Annotated in this window: 14 protein-coding genes and 4 pseudogenes; 14 read left to right on the top strand and 4 right to left on the bottom strand. The window is 61.0% G+C overall.

What is annotated here, in order from left to right; all coding sequences use genetic code 11:
- The first annotated feature begins 2 nt into the window (after positions 1 to 2).
- The 7 genes from I6F09_RS35575 to I6F09_RS35545 are packed head-to-tail and all read left to right on the top strand — an operon-like array spanning position 3 to position 9,138.
- Positions 3 to 2,045, top strand: coding sequence for a class I tRNA ligase family protein (locus I6F09_RS35575; RefSeq protein WP_225145697.1), 2,043 nt, complete (start codon positions 3 to 5; stop codon positions 2,043 to 2,045).
- Complete coding sequence (locus tag I6F09_RS35570; protein WP_225143538.1) at positions 2,039 to 2,356, top strand: acyl carrier protein; 318 nt, start codon at positions 2,039 to 2,041, stop codon at positions 2,354 to 2,356. Before I6F09_RS35575 ends, I6F09_RS35570 begins: the two co-directional genes overlap by 7 nt.
- Positions 2,353 to 5,712 carry a non-ribosomal peptide synthetase gene (locus I6F09_RS35565; protein WP_225143536.1) on the top strand — a complete coding sequence of 1,120 codons (3,360 nt, stop codon included), beginning with the start codon at positions 2,353 to 2,355 and terminating at the stop codon, positions 5,710 to 5,712. The genes I6F09_RS35570 and I6F09_RS35565 overlap by 4 nt, the downstream gene beginning before the upstream one ends.
- Before the next feature lies 1 nt (position 5,713).
- On the top strand, positions 5,714 to 7,225 hold the full coding sequence (locus I6F09_RS35560; RefSeq protein ID WP_225143535.1) for an AMP-binding protein: 1,512 nt from the start codon (positions 5,714 to 5,716) through the stop codon (positions 7,223 to 7,225).
- Positions 7,222 to 7,476 (top strand): acyl carrier protein, encoded by a 255-nt coding sequence (locus tag I6F09_RS35555; protein WP_225143534.1) that lies wholly within the window; start codon positions 7,222 to 7,224, stop codon positions 7,474 to 7,476. The genes I6F09_RS35560 and I6F09_RS35555 overlap by 4 nt, the downstream gene beginning before the upstream one ends.
- A 1-nt stretch (position 7,477) precedes the next feature.
- Positions 7,478 to 8,107, top strand: a complete 630-nt coding sequence (locus tag I6F09_RS35550; protein WP_225145698.1) for a GNAT family protein — start codon at positions 7,478 to 7,480, stop codon at positions 8,105 to 8,107.
- Positions 8,104 to 9,138 carry a C45 family peptidase gene (locus I6F09_RS35545; RefSeq protein WP_225143532.1) on the top strand — a complete coding sequence of 345 codons (1,035 nt, stop codon included), beginning with the start codon at positions 8,104 to 8,106 and terminating at the stop codon, positions 9,136 to 9,138. Before I6F09_RS35550 ends, I6F09_RS35545 begins: the two co-directional genes overlap by 4 nt.
- A 43-nt stretch (positions 9,139 to 9,181) precedes the next feature.
- Here I6F09_RS35545 and I6F09_RS35540 read toward each other — a convergent pair whose 3' ends face one another.
- Positions 9,182 to 10,096 carry a hypothetical protein gene (locus I6F09_RS35540; protein ID WP_225143531.1) on the bottom strand — a complete coding sequence of 305 codons (915 nt, stop codon included), beginning with the start codon at positions 10,094 to 10,096 and terminating at the stop codon, positions 9,182 to 9,184.
- A 102-nt stretch (positions 10,097 to 10,198) separates the two neighbouring features.
- Between I6F09_RS35540 and I6F09_RS35535 the strand changes: the two genes are divergently transcribed.
- Together I6F09_RS35535 and I6F09_RS35530 are read left to right on the top strand one after the other, a co-directional pair.
- Positions 10,199 to 12,451: an iron-containing redox enzyme family protein gene (locus tag I6F09_RS35535; protein ID WP_225145700.1), complete on the top strand. Its 2,253-nt coding sequence runs from the start codon at positions 10,199 to 10,201 to the stop codon at positions 12,449 to 12,451.
- A 25-nt stretch (positions 12,452 to 12,476) separates the two neighbouring features.
- A complete protein-coding gene (locus I6F09_RS35530) occupies positions 12,477 to 13,730 on the top strand; it encodes an acyl-CoA dehydrogenase family protein (RefSeq protein WP_225143528.1) in 1,254 nt (417 codons plus the stop codon).
- Between the two features lie 90 nt (positions 13,731 to 13,820).
- Here the strand turns inward: I6F09_RS35530 and I6F09_RS35525 are convergent, their stop codons facing one another.
- Together I6F09_RS35525 and I6F09_RS35520 are read right to left on the bottom strand one after the other, a co-directional pair.
- Positions 13,821 to 14,681 (bottom strand): alpha/beta hydrolase, encoded by an 861-nt coding sequence (locus tag I6F09_RS35525; protein ID WP_225143526.1) that lies wholly within the window; start codon positions 14,679 to 14,681, stop codon positions 13,821 to 13,823.
- 900 nt (positions 14,682 to 15,581) lie between these two features.
- Positions 15,582 to 15,812 carry a DUF2188 domain-containing protein gene (locus I6F09_RS35520; protein WP_225143602.1) on the bottom strand — a complete coding sequence of 77 codons (231 nt, stop codon included), beginning with the start codon at positions 15,810 to 15,812 and terminating at the stop codon, positions 15,582 to 15,584.
- A gap of 362 nt (positions 15,813 to 16,174) precedes the next feature.
- Between I6F09_RS35520 and I6F09_RS35515 the strand changes: the two genes are divergently transcribed.
- A complete protein-coding gene (locus tag I6F09_RS35515) occupies positions 16,175 to 17,194 on the top strand; it encodes an IS110 family transposase (RefSeq protein WP_225145702.1) in 1,020 nt (339 codons plus the stop codon).
- A gap of 201 nt (positions 17,195 to 17,395) precedes the next feature.
- A pseudogene (locus I6F09_RS35510) lies at positions 17,396 to 18,315 on the top strand (IS3 family transposase); the annotation flags it as partial.
- Positions 18,316 to 18,574: 259 nt separating this feature from the next.
- Here I6F09_RS35510 and I6F09_RS35505 read toward each other — a convergent pair.
- Positions 18,575 to 19,596: pseudogene (locus I6F09_RS35505) on the bottom strand (IS110 family transposase).
- Positions 19,597 to 19,674: 78 nt separating this feature from the next.
- Here I6F09_RS35505 and I6F09_RS35500 point away from each other — a divergent pair.
- The 3 genes and pseudogenes from I6F09_RS35500 to I6F09_RS35490 all read left to right on the top strand — a co-directional run.
- Positions 19,675 to 19,944, top strand: a pseudogene (locus tag I6F09_RS35500) (transposase); the annotation flags it as partial.
- Between the two features lie 89 nt (positions 19,945 to 20,033).
- Positions 20,034 to 21,071 carry an IS110 family transposase gene (locus I6F09_RS35495; protein WP_225143600.1) on the top strand — a complete coding sequence of 346 codons (1,038 nt, stop codon included), beginning with the start codon at positions 20,034 to 20,036 and terminating at the stop codon, positions 21,069 to 21,071.
- Between the two features lie 1,533 nt (positions 21,072 to 22,604).
- Positions 22,605 to 23,783: pseudogene (locus I6F09_RS35490) on the top strand (IS3 family transposase).
- Positions 23,784 to 24,148 lie beyond the last annotated feature (365 nt).

Raw genomic sequence — 24,148 nt, 5'->3', positions numbered from 1 at the left:
CTATGAAAATCATAACCTTGGACGAAAGCGCCTACTCTGCTGCGTTCGGCATCGAGATGGCGCCGGTTGGTGGGCTTGCCGGCCCAGGCGGTGCCGCAAGTTTCGGGCGTGTCTTACCGGGGGGCGAGACAACACCGCACCAGCATGACGAAGCCGAGGCATTCGTCATACTCAAGGGCAAGGGCGAAGTGGTCGTCGACAACGTCATCCATGGCGTCGGTCCGGGCTCGGTGGCGGTATTCGAGCCCTTTGAAACGCACACGCTGCGAAATCCGGGTAGCGTGCCGCTGGAATTCTTGGATCTGTATGGCCGCGATCCAGTCCGCGCGGCCGAAGCGGCCAAGAATACCGGCAAGGAACGCTTTGCCGGTCGGCCTGTCTTCGTCTTTTCGACGCCGCCCACACCAAACGGCGATCTTCATCTGGGACATCTCTCCGGCCCCTATCTCGGCGCCGACGTCTTCGTCCGCTTCCAACGCATGAACGGGGTCGCAGCCTATCACCTCACCGGCAGCGACGATTTCCAAAGCTACGTGGTCGCCCGCGCCAACGAGGAAAACACCGAACCTCTGCGCGTCGCCGCACACTATGCCGCGGAGATTCGCGCGACGCTTTCTCTCATGGACATCATGGTCGACCAATTCACCGTTACCGGAACGGACCCGACCTACCGGGGAGGGCTGCAAAATTTCTTTTCGCGTCTGGTCGGCTCCGGCGCGGTGCAGCGGCGGAAGGATCGGGCGCTCTTCGATGGAGCGACCCAGACGTATCTCTATGAGGTCGATATCGGCGGACTGTGCCCGAGTTGCTCGGCGCCGACCGGCGGTAACATCTGCGAGGAATGCGGCGAGCCCAATCTCTGCGTCGATATTGTCAACGCCAAATCCAAGCTTTCCGTGGCGGCACCAGCGCGCGGGACGGCTGAACGCTACTCTCTGCCGCTGCATGATTTCCGCGACACCGTGATGGCTCATCACCGGACCGGTAAGGTTTCGCCGCGGCTCCAGGATCTCGCCCGGCGCGTCTTTGCGCGGGGGGAAATCCATTTGCCCGTCACCCACCCAGCCGAGTGGGGAGTGCCGCCGGTAGAACCGGTCGAAGGACGCCAAGTCATCTGGGTCTGGCCAGAAATGGCTTATGGATTCCTGCATGGCATTGCTGAGCTTGGCCGCCGCTACGGCCAAGAGTGGTCGGCGGACGCGCCGCAGCGCAACTGGAAGATCGTCCACTTCTTCGGTTACGACAACAGCTTTTACCACACGATCCTGTATCCGGTGCTATACGCTCTCGCTTATCCGGATTGGTCTTGCGACATCGAATATAACGTCAACGAGTTCTACCTGCTCGATGCCAAGAAGTTTTCGACCAGCCGGCGGCATGCGATTTGGGGCAAGGATATTCTGTCGCCGGAGACGGTCGATGCAGTGCGCTATTATCTCGCCCTGACGCGCGGCGAAACGGAGCGAACCAATTTCGAGCTGAAGAGCTGCCAGGCCGTCATCTCTGGGACATTGATCGGGCGATGGCAAACCTGGCTGAACGGGCTGGGCGGTCGTATCGCCTCGCACTTCGGCGGCCATGCTCCGGATGCGGGCGTCTGGTCACCCATACAGAGCGCTTTCCTCGCGCGGTTGCAGACGAGGCTCGACGCGATCGCGGTACATTATGGCGCTGACGGCTTTTCGCTCAATGGCGTGATGCGCGAGCTCAATGGATTGGTTGATGACGTGATCCATTTCACGACGACGCACCAGTGCCTGTCCGGCAATTCCGACGCCTATGACGAGTGGCGCACCGTTATCGCGCTCGAGCTGGCAACAGTCCGGTTGCTCGCTCAATGCGCCACCCCGGTGATGCCGCGCTTCGCCGGCAAGCTGGCCGAGGCGATCGGCACCGATGACGCCACGTCGCATTGGTCGGATCGGGTGATGCTGCTGCGGCCCGGCACCAAAATTGCGCTTGCCACGGCGTGTTTCTTCGCTGTTCCCGGAGCGGCATCGTCTGACGACGCCGGACAACTCGTTAGGAGCGCCCGGTCATGCTGAGGCAGCCTCAGATACAAATCGAGATACAAGACCTGCCGCCATCCGATCCGGAAGCGGTCATACGGACGGAATTTGAAGCGACTCTCCGAGCGATCCTGCACCTCGCCCCTGATGCACCAATCCGGTCACAGGCGCCGGGTGATCTTGGCCTCACCTCGCTCGGCGCGATGACGTTGCAATACAAGCTGCAGACCAACTGGGGCATCGAGCTTTCTGTCGGCGATATTCTGAAGGCAGAGACGGTCGACACACTCTTCGCTCTGGCGATCGCGCGGCGCGCCGCCTGTCAGCAAGAAGGAATCGTAATATGAGTGCCGAGAGCATTCTGAGAGTTGTCGCTGAGCGCGGCCTCGTCTTGTTGCGCAACGGCTCGAACCTGCGCCTCGAGGGGCCTCGATCAGCGATTGACCCGGCGCTGATTGGACTGATCCGCAGCGCCAAATCCGAGCTGATCGAGCATTTGCGGGCCGTGGCGAGGGACGACGGCGGGTGCATCGCTCTGACACCGATGCAGGCAAGCTATTACTATGGTCGCCAGGATCACTTCTCGATGGGTGGCGTGTCCTCCCATGTCTACCGCGAGATTGAAGGCGTGTTTGATGCCGCTCGGCTCGAAGCGGCCCTGGCCGAGGTCGTCGAGCGGCACGGCATGCTGCGCACCCGCTTCGCCGACGATGCGGCGCAGGTCGAAGATAGTGCCGCCGAGTGTCAGCCGGTGCGGATCGCTGTGGCGGATCTGCGCGGCCTGAAGGGTGCCGACCAGCAAGCAATGCGGGATCGTACGCGGGCTGAAATGGCCCAGCAGGTGTTGCCGGCCAACCGCTCGCCGCTCATCGAAGTACGGCTGACAATCCTGGGCGAAGCCAATATGATCCTTCATGTCAGTCATGACGGGCTCGTCATTGATGGCAGCAGCGCATTCCTGTTCTTCGAGGATTGGCGCCGGGCCTATGTCGCGACGGACCGGCCGGGCTTGCGTGACGCCTTGCAAGTATCGTTTTTCGACTACGTTCGCGCGCTCGCGGCGTCGCACGCCGCACCGGAATATATGCGTGCGCGCAATTACTGGCTAAGCCAGCTGGAAAAGATTCCGCCCCATCCGCAGCTGCCGTTGTGCGGCAACCCGGCGGCAATAAGCGCGCCGGTCTCGGTTCGTCATGGATTCCGTATCGAGCCGGAGCGCTGGTCCGCGCTCAAGGCGCAGGCGGTCCGCCGCACGCTGACACCGAATGCCGTGCTTGTTGCCGCCTATGCAGAGGTCTTGTCGCTTTGGGGCGCCGGCGAGCGCTTTACGCTCAACATCACCCTGGCGAACCGCCTACCGATCCATCCCGATATCGACCGCGTCATCGGCAATTTCACCGATTGCATGCTGCTGCCGATCGAGATCGATGTCCGAGCCGATTTCGCAGAGCGCGCCGTCGCAATCCAGACCCGCCTGCGCGAGGGACTGGATCATCGTCAATTCTCCGGTCTCGACGTCATGCGGGAAATCGGCCAGCGTGCCTGCACCGGTCAGGCAGTGCCTATGCCGTTCACCTTCAATAGCACACTCGGAGCTGTGCCGGACGGTTCGGCGATCGCCGCCTGGGGGCGCGAAGTCTATTCGGTAAGCCAGACACCGCAAGTTTGGCTCAATGCCTTCGCACTGGAGAGTGACGGCGCTCTCGTTATCCAGATGGATTCGGTGGACGCGCTGTTTCCGGCAGGGCTGGTCACCGCTCTGACCGAGGGCTATGAGCGGCTTCTCGTCGCGCTCGCCGCCGGTGACGCGGCGTGGTGCCGCATCGATCAGGGGCTCCTGCCGCAGGACCAGTTCGCTCAACGCCGGGCAGCCAACGACACGGCCGTCGCAATTCCTCCCGGGCAGCCCTATGACCGCTTTCTGCAGCATGCCGCCGCAGCACCAGACGCCCTGGCGATCGATTGCGGCACGAGGCGCCTGAGCTATGGCGAATTGCGTGCCGGTGCATGCGCGGTAGCGCGCTGGCTCAAAGGCAACCGCATCGGCCGCGACGACCTGGTCGGCGTCGTGATGCACAAAGGGTGGGAGCAGATCGTCGCGATCCTCGGTGTAGGCCTCGCCGGCGCCGCCTATGTGCCGATTGAGGCGGGGCTTCCAGCGGCGCGGCTCGAGGCTCTGCTGTCGAACGGGCCAATACGGTGCTCGCTGGTGCAGGATACCGCGATGCAAGTCTGCGAGGGCACGGTGAGCTTGACCGTCGATGGCGCCTTCCAGGAGCGAGCTCAGCACACGGAAGCGGATACGCGGCCCGAGGATCTCGCTCCGGTCGATTCGGCACAAGGCGATCTTGCCTATGTTCTTTATACCTCCGGCTCGACCGGCGTGCCGAAGGGCGTGATGGTCACTCGGCGCAACCTGATCAATCTGGTCGCCGATACGACAAAGCGCTTCGAGATTTGTGCCAAGGACCGCTTCTTCGCGGTCAGCAGCTGCAGCTTCGACCTGTCCGTTTTCGACATATTCGGTGCGCTCTCGGTCGGTGCTGCGCTGGTCATCCCCGACGCGGCGCGCGCGGCGGATCCGGGACATTGGCTCGACCTGGCCGCGCGGGCCGGCGTCACAGTGTGGAATTCGGTGCCGGCGATCGTTGGTTTGCTGGTAGATGAGGCCGTTGCGTCCGGCCGGGCGCTGCCACAGACGCTGCGCTTCGCGCTCATGAGCGGAGACCGCATTCCGGCGACGCTGCCGGGGCGGATCGCGGCACTCCAGCCAGATGTTCGGATAGTCAGCCTGGGCGGCCCGACGGAGACGACGGTATGGAACATTCTTTACCCGATCGACCACCCCGGCTCGATCGACGGACCGATACCGTACGGCAAGCCGAACGCCAATAACCGTGCCTATATCCTCGATGCGCAGCGCCGCGAATGTCCCGACTGGGTGCCGGGCGAACTCCATGCCGCCGGCGAGGGGCTCGCTAACGGCTATTTGGGTAATCCGGCCCTGACCGCCGCCGCCTTCTTTGACCACGAGCCGCTGCGCGAACGGCTCTATCGTACGGGCGACAGCGCCCGCTATCGTCCGGACGGAAACATCGAAATCCTTGGCCGGGTCGATTTCCAGATCAAGCTCAATGGCTATCGCATCGACCCGGCGGAGATCGAAGCCGTGCTGATCAATCAGCCGGGTATCGCCGCCGCCGCCGTGGTTGGCCGCAGCACGCGAGACGGTCCGCGCCTCGTCGCCTGTCTCGTCGAAACCGGCGACGGGACCACGGTAGCCGAATGCACTTTGACTGCAGCGCTCGAAGCGGCACTGCCCGAGTACATGGTGCCGCGCCAATTTGTTTGGCTAGAGCGCTTGGCGTTGACCGGAAACGGCAAGGTCGACCGAGCCTTCCTTGCCCAGACTGCGATGCCGGACGCGCCGGACACGGCCACTGAAGCCGCTCCGGCCCCGCCAACCGAACTCGAAGCGAAGATCATCCAGATCTGGTCCGATATATTGCGTTGTGACGCGATTGATCCAGTCAGTGGATTCTACCAACTGGGCGGCACGTCGCTGTCGGGTGTCCGGCTCCTCGCCCGCATACGCAAGGAATTCGGTATCTCCGTGCCGATCGCCAAACTGCCGCGCCTCGACACGCCGCGTAAGATGGCAAGCCACCTCGACCAAGCGCAATCGCACGTGAAGACCTCGTGACATGGAACAGATCATCAACCGGGTCGCGAATGGTCGGCCCTCGGCCGCAAAGTCGATCGCCATCTATGGCCCGGGCGGGCGAACCGTACTGTCGCTATCCGAACTCGACCGGCTTGCTCGGAAGATGGCTGTCTATCTCCAGCGCCTTGGTATTTCCGCCGGGGATCGGATCGGCATCGTGGCCAGGAACCGGCTCGAATGGCTGCTGCTCGACTTGGCCGCGCTGAAGCTTAAGGCAGTCACCGCCGCTTTCGAGGCGGGGAAATTCCCGGCGGCGGCCGCACTCGCCGAGCGATACGCGCTGCGCATCGTCTTCAGCGATGAAGCGTCGGACGCATCTTGCATTCTGCCGATGGACAACCTGCTTGCCACGCTGGAAGCGCTGCCGGAGGATCTCGACCTCCCTCCCGTCGCCTTTGCGCCTAGTGACGTGACGACGATCAAATTCACGTCTGGGAGCACTGGTGAGCCTAAGGGCTTGGCGGCCACGGTCGGCAGCATCGACAGCTCGATTACTGCGACACAGGCGCTGTTCAATCATTCGTCTGAAGACAAGATTTTTGTTTTCTTGCCGCTGTCGCTGCTGCAGCAGCGCTATTGGGTCTATTCCGCGCTCGTCTACGGGCATGATGTCGTGCTGTCGACTTACGAATTGGCGTACTACGCGCTGTCGCGCGAGGCGCCGACGGTCGTGATGGGTGTTCCCGCCTTCTTCGAGACGCTGCGCAAAGCGATCGCAGCGCGGGTCGAGAGCGACGATCCGGCGGCGCTCCGCCGCGCCGCAGTCGAGGCCATGGGATCTCGGATCCGTTATCTCTGGACCGGCTCTGCGCCGGCCAGCCCGGACATGTTGCGCTTCTTCGAGGATTGCGGCACGCCGATCTTTGAAGGCTATGGCATGAACGAGACCTGCATCGTCACCAAGAATGCGCCAGGTGCCCATCGACGCGGCAGCGTCGGCAAACCGATCGACGGCAAACGTGTCTCGATCGATGAAGAGGGCATTGTCGTCGTGCACAGCGCTTTCCCGGTGAATACGAGCTACCTGTTCTGCGCGCCTGGTGACTCGGAGCGCATCTTCCAGCCGGACGGCTCGGTGCGCACCGGCGATCTCGGCCGCTTCGACGAGGACGGGTTTCTCTACATTCTGGGCCGAGCCGACGATATCGTCGTGCTCACCAATGGGCGCAACGTCCTGGTCCGGCCGATCGAGGAAAAGCTTCGGACCTGTCCCGAGGTCGAGAACTGCATCGTTCTCGGTTCAGGAGAGGATCGCCTTTCGGCGATCCTTTGCGCGCCGCACGGCGAGGCGGCGCGCGACGTCATCAAGCGTCATATTGCCGATCTCAACGACACGAGCCGGCCGGATGAGCGGATCGGCACGTTCCTCATCGTGGACGAGCCGTTTAGCATCGAAAACGGGCTGCTGACCTCGCAATACAAACCAAAGCGCAGGGCCATTCTGGCTCGATTTGCGAATGAAATCACCCAAGCGTCAAGGGGCTTGATATGAGCAATCTTCAGTCCACCGTCAAAAGAAATCTCGCAGAACTACTTGATGTCGACGTCGATCGGATCGCCCTCGATGCAAATCTTTCCGATGGATACGGGCTGACGTCGCTCAATCTGGTGCTGCTCATGACGTCGCTCTGCGAGGAGACGGGCATCCCCGTTTTCAGCTTTACCGACAAGGACATCGCCAGCCTCAGGACCCCGCGCGATGTTGTCACCCTGTTCGCAACTGCCGGCCGCCAGGAGGCTTGACATGGCTTGGAAGGACCTCGCCGAGGTGCGGCTTGAAAACGATTATGCGCGGCTGCGGCCAATCGCTTTCACCGATCGTGCGTCGCTCGCCGAAATCGCTTTCGATGCCGATATCTGGCGTTATTTCGTGCAGCGGATCGATGCGGACGTAGATCTTGACCGCTTCATCCAGCAAGCGGTCGAAGACACCGCTGCCACCCGCCGGGTCGTCTTTGCCGTCATCGACAAGGCGACGGGCTCGATGGCCGGCAGCATGGCCTACGGCAATTTGGCTGAGGCCGACCGGCGCCTCGAAATTGGCTGGTCGTGGCTCGGCCGCGCCTATCGAGGGAAGCGGCTCAATCGTTGGGCGAAATTTCTGCTGCTGCAGTACGCCTTCGAACGGCTGGACTGCGAACGCGTCGAGTTCAAGACTGACGTGCTCAATCTCCAGGCGCGCAAGGGCTTGCAGAATATCGGTGCGACCGAGGAGCGGGTGCTGCGGAGCTTCAACTACATGCCGGACGGGCGTCGCCGCGATGCGATCTATTACAGCATCCTGCGCCACGAATGGCCGATCGTTCGGTCCGGCCTGCTCAAAGAAGCGAAACTGACCAGGGCAGCCAGCGAACTGGTTGGTGCGGGGCAGTGAAGCCGCTGTGCCTCGAGGGCCTGCCGCGCGAGCTCGGACGCGCCCATGGAGTGGCGCTCCGGCAGCAGATCCGCACCTTTCTCGATGACGATCTGGCGCGGCTCAATCGCGTCTTGCCGCGGCAGATCAGCCTCACGACACTGGAGCCGGAGATTGCGGCCTATCGCCGCGAGATCGCCGCGGCGATGCCGTCGCTTGCCGAAGAAATCGAGGGCTTGGCCGAAGGCGCCGAGATCGCGCCGGACGAAGCGATGTTGCTGCAGATACGCCGCGAGGTGATGGGCTATTCGCGGTTTCATACGGCAGGCGACTGCACGACACTGTGCCGGCGTGGCGAAGACGGCCCCGTGCTTGCCCAGACGATCGACCTCAATGGCAATCTGGACGACCAGATAGTCATTCTCCGGATTGCTCATCGGTCGAGTCCGCGGCGGGTCTTGCTGCTGAGTTTCACGGGACTGCTCGGGTATCTCGGCCTCAACAGCGAGGGTTTGGCGATCGGGCTCAACCTTGTGCTCGGCGGTACATGGCGCCCCGGCATCCCACCCTATCTTGCTATCCGCCATTTGCTCGACAGCAGCAGCGATATCGATTCATGCCTGGATTGGTTGTCGAGGGTGCGGCTCGCCAGTTCGCGTTCGCTCCTGCTATGCGATGCACACCGCAGCGTTACCGTCGAACTCTGCGACGGGAAGCTTTCCGTCCGAGCCGGTACCACTCTTGTGCACACCAATCATTTCCTGTCGGAAGACTTTGTCGCAATGGACCAGATGAACCCATTCTCGCGCAATTCCTCGGTGCGCCGGCTGGAAGCGTGTGTCGCGCAGCTTGATCGTCCGGGCAGTCACGGAGGCCCGGAGGACTACATGGCCCTTTTATGCCAGGAGCCGATCTGCGTGCCCGACACCGGCAATATATGCCGCGAGAAGACCGTCGGCGCCGTGGTCATGTTGCCAAAGGATGGCATACTCCATATCCGGCGCGGCAATCCCGCGCTGGCTCGAACCGAAAAATTCTGTCTGGCCGTGTGAGATGGCCCGTCACCCCGCCGTTTCAGCCGGCCCAGGCCCAAATTCAACTCTTGCGCAGCAATGCACCGAAGCGGGCACCGGATACGCTCGATCCCAGTGCCAGCAGCTCGCCCGACGCCACCGAACCGCTTGCCGCCAAGTCGATCATATTGATCAGTGGATCGCAGGAGAAGACGTGGCCGATACGTGGAATATTGTCGAGATGGAGCTGGTCGCGGCGGAAGCCAGCCTGCTGCTCCTTCATGATCACGATCGGCTTCCACAGATTGTTGTGCGCGAGGCGCTTGATGTCGCGGAGGCCAACCTCCGCCAGCGCGAACAGTTCGGCATTCGCCCGCCGCGTCAGGTCGGCCGAGATTTCGGCGTTTGGCCTCATCATTCGGGCATCAACCGCCGCGGCTGTGCCAAGCAGTTGGAATTCGCCACTTTGTCCGGCGCTGACGATGCAGCTTGCCGCTCCATCGCTGAACACCGCGAAAGGGCGCAGCCTTTCATCATGCGCGCCGATTGTATCTCCGGCCGCCACCAGGATCGCCTGGTGCCGCCCGCTGCGGACCAGCGTCTCGGCCAGGCCAACAGCGGATGTGAGGGTCGCGCAGCGATTCAGGGTAACGCCGTACGGTATGGCTTGGTGCAGGCCCAGAGTCTCGAGCAGCCGGCCGATGAAATCGGCATGTCGGTCGACATCGGTCGGAAAGTGCGTTGCGCACAGGATGACTGCATCGACCGATGGCTGACGGGCGCCAAAATCCGCCAAGCTCCGGCGCGCCGTTTCGGCCAGCAGCTCGACCGTCGGCCTGGCCGTAACGCGAAAACGATCCCAGCCCCACAAACCCGGGTCGTCGATCATTTGGTTTCGCGCGAGCCACGTGGCCAGACCGGGAATCTCCGTCACACGCCGCTCTTCTTCCCCGAGGAAATAGTGACAGCCGTGAAGATACAATTTCTGGTTTTCCATGCCGCGTCGATCCGCCGGTTGGTGTTATAGGAGTCACCATAGCGAGGTTGTGAAATGAAAGGCCTACCATCAACCGGTATATCATCCAAATCGGATGCGGCCTTGAATGATGTTCAAGGCGCCGCCATACATCGCTTCCTTGGTGGCATGATCGGTCTGTTCCATTTCGATCCGGCGGCTCGACCGTTGGCCGATGCCGCATTGGCCGCGGAGCCGGCCGAGATCGCCGCACTCCTGTTGAAAGATTGCGAAAGTGAGGCGATGCTACTGGTCGCCAAGCAGATTCTGGATGCCACGCTGAGTGTCGCGGAGTGGGACGATGGAGCGCTGGAAGCAATGGCGCAGGCGCCCGTCCTCCGCGGCGGCCGCGTAGATCGGGAACGGCTGTGGCACTGGCTCGAAGAGCACCGTATCGCCACCACGGCGGCGCTCGACGGCGTGGTCGCCTTAGGAACGGCTGCGAAACACTCTCTTCTTCGTGGGCGGGCTGCGCTGTCGTTACTCGGCGATTGCTGGCTCGACACCGTGTCGCAACCCGCGACCCAGCCTGCCGCCATCGTCAACATCCTGTTCGGCCAAAGATGGCTGCTTCTTGGCGAGGGCTGCCCAGCCCGGTCATGTGTCGCTTTGCGCCGTCGGTCCCTCGAAGAGGCCGGCATTTTCCTGCCGTCGATCTCCGATGCGGGCTTCTTCCGCGCGGCCGCGACGGAGCCGATGACGTCACTGCAGGCCGCTTTCTTGCTGTCGCTGTCTCGCTACCCGGCGACCTACCTCCCCGAGTTGGTCGGAATCCACGCTGCCTACCACGCCCTGGGGATCGATGACCGCGTGGCGGGGCTAGCCCCCTTCGTGTCACCCGAAACGGCATGGGAGGCCCTCGACACCTATGTCGACGGGCTGCAAGATGACCCGGCGGGTGAAGCCTTGTCCCGCCGCCTCGTCGATGCGATGCGTGTCTTTGTCGGCCTCGAAAGGCGACAGGTGACGATGCTGGCGGAACTGGCCGGGCAATCGACGGACCGCTCCCTTGATCTGCAGGTCGCCGAGATCATCCGGCGCCACGCGCCGTTTGCCGGGAAACAGCATGGGCGCGTCCGGATCGGCGGAAAGCTGCTCTCCGAGAGTTTTGCTGAAACCAGTTTGGATCTCGCCGTCTTCCTGCGGGATTTCAAGCGCTCCAGCTATCTGCGAGCCGATGCGAAAGGAAGTTGCCGCTTCGTCGACGCCATCAAATTCGGCGGGCCGATGTTCGGCATATTTTCCGAACAGGAAGCGTGCGTCCTCAAATCGTGGTTCCAGCGAGCGGCTCAAACGATCGACGAGCCGATAATCCTGGTACCGGAAGGGCATGACGAATCGGTCACGCGATTGTGGCTCGCCAGCATCCGGAATCGCCCACCCCGCGACACTGTGTTCGAATCTGCCCCAGATCTCGATGACAGGACGCTGTTCTACCGGCTGGTCAATATAGAAAATTTCGCGAACACATTATCGGTTGCGCTGGAGCGCGCACGCGTGGGGTTGGCTCGGGCGGAGGTCCTTTTCAACAACGAGGCCACGGGGCGATATACAGACGCTCGCTTTTTCGAGTATTCCCCCGAGGCCCTGGAAGCTCGGGTCGAGTCGATCTATTGGCACAAGCTCGTCGAACCCTATGCGCCACTCAACGACATTCCGCCTCGTGACGAAGTTGTGTTCGGTCAGAAATACTTTGCGCTGGGCAACCTGATCGATGGCTGCTGGGCATTTCGAAGCAGCGGCACGGGCCGCTTCGAGCGAGCCGCAGATGCGACTTTGTTCAGCATCTATGCCGATGAGATGGGCTTGGGTGATATTCAGAAGAACCACATCACGCTGATCTATGGGGTCCTGAGGAGCCTGGAGATCGACCTGCCGCATATCCGTGACGAAGCGTTCATCGATCAGGACGAAATCCCCGACAACTTCTATACTTTTCCATTGAACCAGCTGTCACTCGGCCTATTTCCGAACCGCTTTCACCCTGAGATTCTCGGCTACAATCTGGGCGTCGAAATGTTTGGCCTCGGCGAGGTGCGGCTGCATGAGATCCAAAAGCTGAAGCACTGGGGCTTCGACCACATTTACGAGGATGTGCACCTCTCCATCGACAACCTCTCCGCCGGACATTCACGGCAAGCGGTGACGATCATCCAGGCGCATCTCGACGAAACGGAGCGGCGATACGGCACCGCTGCAGTCGCCGCCGAATGGCGCCGCATTTGGAATGGCTATGCTGCGTTTTCCTATTTCATGGAAGGTGGGACGCTGGAATCGCCCCACTCTGTCATGATCGACGATGATGCGATCGGCGATCATTGTGCTTTGACGCTCTGACCGTTCGGCGAGCCGGTGCCAGCGGATGACCGGATCCTGGCGGGCGGTGCCGCCACGAGGCCACCGCTTTGCCTTCGGGAGAGTTTTGCAACACCGGGTCGAAGGGGCCGCCGTGAAAATATTCGACACCTCGGTTCTTAGACTGCCGCTCTACGAGGAACGGCATCGGCAACTCGCGAGGCGAATTGAAAGCTGGGCTGACGAGATCTCGCCAGAACTTGGCGAGATCGAAGGTCGCTCGCCCGCCGAGATGGGCCGTCATCTAACGGCCCTGTTCGGGCGAACCGGCTGGTACGCGGCCGTCGGCGGCGCCGATGCGGCCCCTGATTTCCGCAGTATCTGCTTGATTCGCGAGGGCTTCTCGTTCATCCATGATTTGTGCGATTTCGCCTTCTCGATTCAGGCCCTGGCCGCTGCGCCGCTGGTCCGGTACGGTTCTACGGAACAGCGCGCGACTCTGCTCCCGGACATACTGGCAGGGCGGTCGATCGGGTGTCTGGCCTTATCCGAACCCGACGTCGGCTCGGACATTGCCAACGTTTCGCTGCGTGCCGAACGTCGTTGCGAGTCCTATGCCCTGAACGGGACGAAAACCTGGATTTCCAACGCCGACATTGCCGATTTCGCGATTGTCCTGGCCCGAACGGCTGACCAGTCGGGGCCACTGGGGCTCAGCTTGTTTTTCGTGCGCGCTCAATCGCCTGGGATGCGTGTCGCGGAGACGATTGAGGCGATGGCGCGGCGCTCCTTTGGCAGCCTGAGCTTTGACGAGTGCATCGTGCCGGCGGCCCAAATGATCGGAAAGCCGGGACTCGGCTTCCAAATCGCGGGCGAAATCCTTGAGCAGTATCGGATGACGGTTGGCGCTGCCGCGACCGGTTTCGCCCGCCGGGCGCGGAGCGCAGCGCTAAAATGGGCTCGCTCTAGACGCCTCTCGACCGGCACGGTCTGGGACATGCAATTGACTAAATCGAAGCTCGCCGACAGCGAGGTGGCGCTGACCGCCAACGCATTGCTCATCGCCCAGGCGGCGTGGGAAATTGACCAGCAGATCCGTGGCTTTGGAAAGCACTCCAGCATCGCGAAACTGTTTGCGACTGAACATGCACAGCGGATCATCGATGATGCAGTACAGATCTTCGGCGCCGCGGGAATCGTGAAGGATGCCGTGCCCGAACGTCTCTATCGGCAGATCCGATCGCTGCGCATCTACGAAGGAACCTCGGAGATTCAGCGCCTGATCATCGCAAGCTATCTCCAGCATCCTGACATCGGATAGGCCTCCCGCGTGAAGGGCGGCAGGCAGACTCGACGGCGTGACCGCGGGGCTCTACGGGCAGGGATCTCGGGGCCAACAACTCCCAACCGGTCACAACTCACTGCGTGAGGAGCGCGGTCCGAGAAGAAACCGGTTGACCGCATCGGCAAATTCGTCTGGATCTTCGACCATCACCGCGTGGCCGGCACGAGAAACTTCGCACAGCTGGCCATTTTTCAACAAGCGTATGATATCTAGTGCTTCTTTTTTGCAAAGGACCGCAGATCCTCGGCCTCTTATCAATAATGTTCGGCATAAGATCTTAGAAAAAATAGCCCGAACATCATCCGTTCGCGCCGATCCTGTGCTTATTAGTTGCTGAATCCTCTGATCGACTTTGAGTACAAATCTTCCATCGGCGGTCTCGCGCAGAGCGTTGTCTACGATGTGACGAAGCATTCGTGGATGAGTCAGCGGTCGCTTGGCCGATATCCAGGCGGCGTACTCGGCGAGCGAGTTGTAGCCATCGCATTGCTCGTGGAACTGCGAGAGAATATTTTCGCAAACGTCCGGTTCGGTGCTCAAAGAGAAATCTACAAGAACCAAGTCTGTTACAAGGTGAGGGACGGCTGCAGCAACTTGAAGCGCCACGGCCGCACCAAGGGAATGCCCTACAAGAGAAACATTACCAAGTTTGTATTTCTGAATAAGATCGAGAACGTCTGTGGAATAGGGGCCAACGCCATAATTTCCTGTTGGATCTTCATCGGAATCTCCGTGCCCCCTGAAATCGATGATTATGGCACGGTATTTTTTCGGCAAGCGAGGTGCAAAGTCGTACCATACATAGCCACCTTCGCCGAAGCCATGAAGGAGTATGCAAGTCGCGTCTCCACGACCACACTGCTCTATGCGGAAAGAGAATTGGTCTGCCCCGGGCGCCGGCGTGTGCAACAGGTCCGGCACTTTCATAGATAGCACCTTATCGTTCGTTAGATGAAGGGCAGCTCCGATCCAGTGTCTAAATCTGCAACGATATCGTCATCACCCCATAAGATGGATGGCTCTATGCGCTCGATCACGGGGGGCCAAGCGTTTAAAAAGACAACCAAGAGTTCTAGCAAAAGTAGCAAAATTATCTATATACCGATAGTGGGTTGAGGGTCTCAATAGCGCAGCCACCTGATCGAGCTCCATGAAGCCTCGCTTGTGATGGTCGAGGCGAACGACGCCTGATCGCACGATCGGGCCGACGGCCTGGCGAGCGTTCATTGAATCCACCGGGAGCGCCATCGAACCTCCAAGGTGGAATACAGAGCGACGATCAAGAGGTTCGGTAGCCACGAGGTAAACGCCGGGATCGGAGACGTGCTGGAATAGCTGGCGTACCCCAACGCATAGCCGATCGGAATCTGCAGGCGAAGGACAACGGCTCATCGGGAGATGTATCCTGTCTGCATCCGTCTCGCACCTTGCCGCTGCTATTGGTTAAACCGTGGTCTTGCCACTGGGATTTCCCGGGGAGGGAAACGAGCGTCTCGCGCCGCCAACTCGGTGGCCAGCCATATCACAAACAAAGCCTGTGACCTTTAGCCCCGAGAGGGTCGGGTGGCACTCACCCCTCACCCTCTAGAAGATCGCGTATGCGTGCAGCGATCCGCCGCGCGTCCTTCGGCCTAAGATTGGGCTTCACACTATCGAGTATGCCCAACACTGCCTGAGCCTCCTCTGCATAAGATGTCGCGACTTGGCGATCTGCCAGGCTCAAAGACTGATCGGCCGCGCGGGCCTGATTGGCTGCAAGCACCTCAAGCGCTTGCGACCGTAGGGCTGTGATGTGCCGCTCGAAAATGTGCATTCCGTTGGCCCGGTTTAACCTGGTGGGTACGAGTCGCGCCCATATACCCACTCGCTTCTGAATCTATTGTCGTGGCTTTGGACCAGAACCTGCGCGTCGTTTCCTGCCTGCCCCTGCTCGTGGGCGTTCTTCACTGCGACACCGATGGCCTCTTGCTCAGTGGCATAGGGGCCGGAGTACACATCCTTGAGCGAAACCGCCCATTGGCCCCTGTAGCGCGTGACGAAGTATTGAACGCCAGCCATAAAGCCTTTCTCCGGCATCGCCTCTATGATCGTTGGTCCGGATGATCTTTGCAAACCTGACGCGGTCGTCTCAACTACCGGAGTTGGTGGCCGCCTCGTAGCGTCGCTAACGCGCGGGGTGGGCGCATTCAAGTCGACGATCTCGTTACCTGGGTGTCTCACCGGCCCGCACGTTAATCTTGACCTTGCCCCCTGGACTTAATCCAGATTGAAGTTCGCTCTGGCCATATGAGGACCAGAGCATGAAGCGCAGCCGCTTTACGGAAGAGATGGGGTATTCGGTCCCGATCGCCTGACCTATTTGCTGCGCGGCACGTTTTGACTGACGATCATGGACCAACTCTATCCGAAGGAGAAGCGTCATGATCTACGTCGGCCTCGATGTTTCGCTGAATTCCGTTGCGGTATGTGCGGTGGACGAGACCGGAAAGCTTATCCGGGAGGGAACGACGTTGGCGGACGCGCCATCGATTGTGCAGTACCTCGAACCATGGGCTGGTCAAGTTGAACGGGTGGGCCTTGAGGCAGGACCGACGTCAGAATGGCTGACCGCAAATCTAATCGAACTGGGGCTGCCGGCCGTCAGTTTGGAAGCCCGCCAAGTTAAGGCGGCGCTTTCGGCCATGCCGGTGAAGACCGATCGGAATGACGCCCGTGGGATCGCGCAGGTGGTGAGAACGGGATGGTTCAAGCCTGTTCACGTCAAGAGCATCGGCAGCCAAAGGGCGCGGACGCTGGCCGCGGCTCGCAAGCATATCGTCCGCTCCATCGCTGCCACAGAGCAAGTCATCCGCGGACTTCTGCGTCCGCTCGGTCTCAAAGTCGGAATCGTCTCGCGGACTCTGTTCGCGACGCGAGTTCGTGAGTTGGTCGGCGATGACGCCTTGCTGGAGGCGATCATGAATCCACTGCTTGCCGGACGCGAAGCGCTGATGCGGGAGTACGCCCGACTGCATCGTCTGGTTCTGAAGGCCGTGCGCAGTGACCCGGCTTGTCGGCTCTTGATGACGATGCCAGGGATCGGCCCGGTCTCTGCGTTGACCTTCCGCTCCACTGTGGACGATCCCAGGCGATTCCTGCATTCCCAATCTGTCGGCGCCTATCTCGGGTTGACGCCCCGGCGATACCAATCTGGCGAGGTTGATCGGGTGGGACGGATCACAAAAGTCGGAGATGGAGAGACGCGCACAGCCCTGTTCGAAGCTGCCAACGTCGTTCTCAGGCCATCAACCCGATGGTCTCCGATGAAGGCCTGGGCGGTGCGTGTTGCCCACCGGCAAGGAAGCAAGCGTGCGAAGGTCGCGCTGGCCAGAAAGATGGCTGTCGTCCTTCACCGAATGTGGGTTGATGGAACCGAATTCCGATGGACGGCGGTGGCGTAAGGACGCCATCGTCATCCCGAGAGACGCCCGTCGCGGGGCGTGGGGATGGTCGAGTTCGTATGATCTGTCGTGGCGTCCGCCCTCCAGGTCGGGTGACTACGCCGAAGAGCTTGAACCGACCATTCAACCGAATCCCATCGTGTGGCGGCTTTGCCGACCACGAACAGAAGCAAGGTACCCGCGGCACGCGCTCTTAAGGGATTGACAGAAGCAGACCGAATACAGAAGCAGATCATCGGGATTTTGAAGGAGCACGAAGCTGGCGTGTCGGTTGCCGATCTGTGCCGGAAGCACGGCGTCAGCGATGCCAGCATCTACAAATGGAAAGCCAAGTTTGGCGGGATGGAGGTATCGGAGGCCAAGCGGCTGAGGACGCTGGAGGATGAGAACACGCGTCTGAAGCGGCTTTTGGCCGACGCCATGCTGGACAATGCTGCGTTAAAGGATCTCCTGGGAAAGAAGTGGTGACGCCCGCGGGGAAGCGGAAAGCTGTCGCCCATCTCATGGAGGCCCACGAGATGAGCGAACGGCGGGCGTGTAAAGCCATCGGCTGTTGCCGCATGACCATCAGATATCGGACGACCCGGGCGGATGACGCGGCCCTACGCCAACGCATGAGAGCGATTGCCGAGGTGCGCCGTCGCTTCGGCTATCGGCGCCTGCATGTTCTGCTCAGGCGGGAGGGCTATCTGGTCAACCACAAGAAACTGTTCCGGCTCTACCGGGAAGAGAGGCTCGCGGTCCGTCGCCGTGGTGGCCGCAAGCGGGCGCTCGGGACCAGGGCGCCGATGGTGGTGCCGATAGTGCCGAATGACCGCTGGTCGCTCGACTTCGTCTCGGACCAGCTCACCGATGGCCGCCGCTTCCGCATCCTGACCGTGGTCGACGAGTGCACGCGCGAATGCCTGGCGTTGGTGGCCGACACCTCGCTGTCGGGCTCCCGGGTGGCGCGGGAGCTGGACCGGCTGATCATCGAGCGCGGCAAGCCCAAAATGGTGGTCAGCGACAACGGCACCGAATTGACCAGCAACGCCATCCTGACATGGGCCGATCAGAGCCGCGTCGCCTGGCATTACATCGCGCCCGGCAAGCCGACGCAGAATGCCTTCATCGAAAGCTTCATGTATAGACGGCCCCGCGGGTGCAAGAGGTTTTTACAGCATTTTGGATATCGGTCGGGTGCGTTCATGTATACGGCCTGTTAGTGCGACCGATGCCATGGCCGCTGGCCCTGATGGAGATCGCGGATCGAGGCCTCATCAACGGGTCGCGCTTGTTGCGCTTAAAGCTCTTCGGGCTTGCTCGATCCCCAGCTCCGCCGGTGTCCATCATGCTGTCATTTGCCCTACACACCATAAGGTGGCCAACATACGCGGAAAGTCAGGCCGCGAGCTTTGACCGATAGAATTCTCCGGTCGTCATCATCGCCCAGACGATCCGGGCCAACTTGTTGGCAACGGCGACGGCGACGACCATGGGCCGACGCCGTTCAAGCAGGGCTTCGATCCAGCCGCCTCCAACCCGGGAGCGTGCCTTTGGGTACCGAACGACGTTACGTGCTCCGATGACAAGCAAGTGCCTGAGATAGGAATCGCCCTGTTTCGTAATCCGGCCGAGCCGATCCTTCCCGCCAGTGGAATTCTGCTTAGGCGTCAGGCCAAGCCAGGCCGCGAACTCCCGCCCGGAGCGGAACATGGTCGCGTCCGGTACGGTCGCGGCGAGAGCCGTGGCCGTTATGGGACCGATCCCGGGAATCGAGGACAGCAACTTCGCCATCGGATTTACTCGCTGGATCTGAGCTAGCTCGCGCTCGATGGCCTCGACCTGCCGGTCCAATTCCTTCAGTTGGTTCATAAGAACGGCCAGTGCGATGCGGGCATGGGACGGCAGCGTCAACCCCTCGTCATCCAACAAGTCCACCAGACCATCCACCCGTTGCCGGCCTTGCCCGAGGATGATTCCGAACTCAGCAAAGTGAGCCCGAATGGCGCAGGCTGTCATGGTTCGCTGGCGGACCAGCAAGCCTCTTGCACGATGAAGCATCAAGAACCCTTGGTTCTCGACGCTCTTGATTGGAACGAACCGCATATTTGGACGGGTGACGGCTTCGCAGATCGCGGCCGCGTCAGCAGCGTCATTCTTGGCTCCTCTTCGTACGTAGGGTTTGACATAGGCCGGCGGAATCAATCTTACATCGTGTCCAAACTGCCGAATCTCCCGCGCCCAGTGAGAGCGGTCGCGCAAGCCTCGATGCCGACCAAGCAAGGTGCGAGCGAGGAGAAGAACGACATGATCTCGCCTCGCCGGAGGCGCTGGCGACTGGTCACTTGGCCTTGGCTGTCAACTGCATGGATGTGAAACACGTGCTTCGAAATGTCCAATCCAATTGTCGCGACTTTCATAGGGAATAGCTCCTGTTAGCGGGTCCGTACATCGCCAGTATATCGCGGCGCCGAGGGAGCGGGGCCGTCTTCCCCATCAATGGCCGTCTCCGAGACGAATTGTTGAACGAGACGCTGTTCACGTCGCTGGCCCAGGCCCGCGTCGAACTCGGACATTGGCGGGCCGACTACAACGATACGCGACCTCACTCGCAACTCGGATGGAAAACACCATCGGAGTTTGCCTTCACCTGCAACCCGCGACGGGATCTGGCGCTGCGCTATGCCGATGGCTCCGCACCAGCTCCCGTCGCTACCACCGCCCATTCGGCTAAATCCAACAGCCGGGGCGAACTCAGGACTGGATAAAACTTGATGTGGTGGAACGGCCCGCTCCAACTGCATCAAAGTGCTAGAACGTGGTCGTTGTTCGAACGCCACAAAGGAGGGACCGTTCCGTGAAACAGGTTAGCACCATCGGGTTAGATTTGGCCAAGCACGTTTTCCAGGTTCACGGCGCGGATGCGGAGGGCTCGCCCGTGTTCAACAGGAAATTGCGGCGCAGCGAGGTTCTGCGCTTCTTCGAGAAAGTGCCACCATGCCTGGTGGGGATGGAAGCCTGCGGTAGCGCCCACTATTGGGCGCGCGAGATCGCAGCTCTCGGTCATGAGGTGCGGCTCATTCCCCCGGCTTATGTTAAACCCTTCGTCAAGCGAGGCAAAACGGATGCGGCGGACGCGGAGGCCATCAGCGAAGCGGTGACCCGCAAGACCATGCGCTTGGTCCCGATCAAGACGGCCGAGCAACAGGCTGCCGCGATGGTGCTGAAGACCCGCGCTCTTCTAGTGCGGCAGCGAACGCAGGCGGTCAACGCGTTGCGCGCGCATCTGGCTGAATTGGGCATCATCGCCACCGCTGGCCTTGCAAAGGTTGAGGCGCTGATCGCAATCGTACGGGATGAGACAGATGCTCGCCTGCCCGCAGCAGCGCGCTTCGCGCTGAGGGCTATTGTCGACCAGATTGAAGCTTCAGCCGACCAAATCGAGAGGCTCGAGCGCGCGATTGTTGTGGAGACCAAGCACGACGAGGACATGCGTCGGTTGACCACGATACCTGGCGTCGGCGCCATCACGGCGGCGACCATCAAGGCGCTCGTGCCGGATCCCGGCGGGTTCAAGTCGGCTCGCCACTTTGCCGCCTGGCTCGGATTGACGCCGCGGCCTCATTCAAGCGGAGGCAAAGAGCGACTGGGAGGAATATCGAAGATGGGAAATCCGGAACTCCGCTCTCTGCTCGTTGTCGGGGCGACGGCCGTCTTGCGGGTTGTCCGAAACGACGCTCGGGCGCGGCCGTGGCTGAAGGCGCTTCTCGCCAGACGGCCCTTCAAGGTTGCCGCGGTCGCGCAGGCCAACAAGACGGCGCGGATCATCTGGGCGCTTCTGAACAAGGGCGGGACGTACCGACGTCCCGACCCGCTGACTGCCGCCGCCGTCTGATGGACGCAGTGACCGCCAAAGCGATCTGACCGGCGCAGGCCGGCAGAGGGCAAGGTGCAACAACAGCCGATGAACCCATGGGACGACATCCCGAAACGAGTGAAGCTACTGCCCCCAATGCGCTCAAACGCGTAAACTTGATTTAGCCCCTCGTTCCGCGGATCTCATCGAGGCCAGCGGCCATGTGCCGCGCGCAAAGGCCGGACATATGACCGCACCGAATATGTGAAATCGACTGAAAAAGCTCTTGCCACGCGGGCCGTTCCACATATGGGGGCAAGGTCAATCCACGTGTCGAACGCGTCCTTGGAGCAACCACAATAGGCGGCCCGCGTCGGCCTTAGTGGGGCCCCGAGGCGCGATCTGATCGGCGCGTAGTATCCGCTCCGAACGTCTCAGCTCTGCGGGCGAAGGTTTGTCACGCTGATGATCACCGTCCATTTGGACCTATGGTAGAAGTTAGCGGCAACGTGACGCGGCGCCCGCTTAGAGAAAAAGCGCTGTCCCCTACCACGCGCCGCTAACTTCAACATGGCCAGCCTCAAGCGCCTGAAGCTGACGGCGGAAAGTATCGTCCGGAAAGCCCGTGGCACAACTACCAGGACTGGTCGTCGCCAGGCGCTTGGGCGATCAGTCTCGGCGATCTTCGAGTTCGAGACGTTGCGAATGACTTCCATTTTAGTTCCCCTACAGGCTTCTTAGTGAAACCCCGCAGAGACTGATGGAAGCCTCCGCTGGCGGCGGGAGGCTAAGAACCTGTAGAGCACAGGCGCGCTTATTCGTGGTGTTTCCAGCCTTAGCGCGGCCCTCCCGCCATAGCGGAACGTCGAACGGAAAGCCGGACACAAAAAAGCGCCGTTCGAAGCTCGGCGCTGTGGGCGCCTTTAATGGGGTTCTTAGGCCCCGCGCAATCTATCGACTGCGCAACTATACAATGCACAACCGCGCCGTTTCTGTCAACGCCAAATCCGCTTTAAGCCACTGATTTTAGGGGCGTTTTGTAAGGTGACATTCCTTACACAGACTGAACCACCTCGCGACCCTCGGTCGGTAAGGGGTTGAAGACTACGCCCATTGATAAATCGATGTCTGTGGAAAGCAGCGCGGATGCGACTCGGCGCCCATATCGACCAGGGGGTCTTGGATAGGGGGCGCTGCCTGCCGCATCCGCACTTCCGGGACGGTTGGCGACGAACGTGACTCGGCGCATTCCACCTGGAATGGAGCAAGCATGGAAGGCGCTGTCCCTATCACGTGCCGCAAATCCCGGTAGTGGATTCTAGCAAGGCGCCGCCAAGCAATCGCCTACCGGGATTGGTGGGCATGCAGAAACGATCAGAGCGCCGCGAACTGTGCGCTGATCTCCCCATATCTCCGCTTCAGCTGCCGCAACCTCTGAAGGCCAAGCGCCCTCTCAAGCATCGGCTCGCCGCAGCATTTCATCACGACCCGAATGGCGCGAGCCGGAATGTCCTGAACCTCCTCCGAATTGATGGACACCTGTAGTAGGCTCGAAGAGCCAGGAGGTGTCGGATGGAAGGACGTCAACGTCGGTCGTTTACGGATGACTACAAGCGGCAAGCGGTTGATCTCGTAGTGTCGAGCGGGCGCTCGATCGGATCTGTTGCCAGGGAGCTTGGCCTGCGCGATTCCGTGCTGCGGCGGTCGGGTGGAGCAGCGAGGGGCCCGGCTGGAGCCGACGGCGGCGACGCGGCGCCCCACAACGCAGGCGACGCTGCCGTCGGCGGACCACGCGGCGGAGATCGCGCGTTTGCAGCGGGAGAACGAGCGGCTGCGCATGGAGCGTGATATTTTAAAAAAGTCCATTGCGATCTTTGCTGGAGTTCCGAAATGAGATTCCGCTTCATCGAAGATCGCCGCGCCGACTATCCGGTGATGATCATGTGCGGTGTGCTCGGTGTCTCGCCGGCCGGCTATTATGCCTGGCGCTCGCGCCCGGAGAGCCAGCGATCCGCAGCCAATCGTGAACTCGTCGACGACATCAGGCGGGTTCACCGCGACACCAATGGCCGCTATGGCAGCCCGCGCGTCCATGCCGAGTTGAGGGCTCATGGCCGCGGGGCCAGCCGCGGTCGCATCGAGCGATTGATGCGCCGCCATGGCATCAGGGCCATCATGGCGAAGCCACGACGGGTGCGGACCACCGACAGCCGTCACGATTTCCCGATCGCCCCGAATCTTCTCGAGCGCAACTTCATCGCCACTGCTCCGAACCAGATCTGGCTCGCCGACATCACTTACGTCGAGACCGAGCAGGGTTGGCTCTATCTGGCCACGCTGATGGATCTCTACAGCCGCAAAATCGTCGGCTGGGCGATGGCAGATCATTTCCGCGCCGAACTGCCGATGGCGGCCCTAGCGATGGCCATTGCGACACAGCGGCCTGGCGCCGGCTTGATCCACCATTCAGATCGTGGCGTTCAATATGCTTCGGCGGAGTATCGCAAGATGATGCAGTCCGCCGGTTTTCGGGCCTCGATGAGCCGCAAGGCCGATTGTTACGATAACGCACCGATGGAGAGTTTCTTCCACACGCTCAAAACAGAACTCGTCCATCAGCAGCATTATGAAACACGTGAGGAAGCCAGACGTGATATCTTTGCTTACATCGAGGGCTTCTACAATCGAAAGCGTCGTCACTCCGCCATCGGCTATATCAGCCCGATCGAGATGGAGCTAAAAGCAGCTTAACCCTGTCCATTTTTTCGGGGGAAGATCATCCTGCCGTCATGAAGCCGCCCACGCTAGGAACGGCAACACGACTTCGGGCAGCTCATCCGTCAAGCGCAGAACGTTGATGGCATCGCCCCCACATTGCCTCAGCTTCGCGATCGCGTGTGCGAGGACATCGGGAGTATCAGGCTCGACGGCCGCAGTGCGCGGTGCGAACTGTAGCTTTACGACGCCCATGTCACTCTACGCCCCTGCCGTATAGCGCGACAATCTGGGTGGGAAGCGCACGACAATCAGGATGGCGAGTCGGTGTCGCGGCGAGGTGATGATTGCCGCGTTAATTGTCGCGCGCAAGAGTTTTTTGAACTCTGATTGTCGCGGAG

Origin of the sequence: Bradyrhizobium sp. IC3195 (assembly GCF_020193585.1) — a bacterium.
GTDB lineage: Bacteria > Pseudomonadota > Alphaproteobacteria > Rhizobiales > Xanthobacteraceae > Bradyrhizobium > Bradyrhizobium yuanmingense.
The sequence above is the reverse complement of the archived record's forward strand: the minus strand, read 5'-3'. Positions and strand labels throughout refer to the sequence as shown.

Excerpts from the sequence above, each read along its gene's own strand:
- I6F09_RS35560 (WP_225143535.1), top strand. The coding sequence starts at position 5,714 with ATGGAACAGATCATCAACCGGGTCGCGAATGGTCGGCCCTCGGCCGCA.
- I6F09_RS35525 (WP_225143526.1), bottom strand. The coding sequence starts at position 14,681 with ATGAAAGTGCCGGACCTGTTGCACACGCCGGCGCCCGGGGCAGACCAA.
- I6F09_RS35530 (WP_225143528.1), top strand. The coding sequence starts at position 12,477 with ATGACCGGATCCTGGCGGGCGGTGCCGCCACGAGGCCACCGCTTTGCC.
- I6F09_RS35565 (WP_225143536.1), top strand. The coding sequence starts at position 2,353 with ATGAGTGCCGAGAGCATTCTGAGAGTTGTCGCTGAGCGCGGCCTCGTC.
- I6F09_RS35520 (WP_225143602.1), bottom strand. The coding sequence starts at position 15,812 with ATGGCTGGCGTTCAATACTTCGTCACGCGCTACAGGGGCCAATGGGCG.
- I6F09_RS35515 (WP_225145702.1), top strand. The coding sequence starts at position 16,175 with ATGATCTACGTCGGCCTCGATGTTTCGCTGAATTCCGTTGCGGTATGT.
- I6F09_RS35555 (WP_225143534.1), top strand. The coding sequence starts at position 7,222 with ATGAGCAATCTTCAGTCCACCGTCAAAAGAAATCTCGCAGAACTACTT.
- I6F09_RS35550 (WP_225145698.1), top strand. The coding sequence starts at position 7,478 with ATGGCTTGGAAGGACCTCGCCGAGGTGCGGCTTGAAAACGATTATGCG.
- I6F09_RS35570 (WP_225143538.1), top strand. The coding sequence starts at position 2,039 with ATGCTGAGGCAGCCTCAGATACAAATCGAGATACAAGACCTGCCGCCA.
- I6F09_RS35540 (WP_225143531.1), bottom strand. The coding sequence starts at position 10,096 with ATGGAAAACCAGAAATTGTATCTTCACGGCTGTCACTATTTCCTCGGG.
- I6F09_RS35575 (WP_225145697.1), top strand. The coding sequence starts at position 3 with ATGAAAATCATAACCTTGGACGAAAGCGCCTACTCTGCTGCGTTCGGC.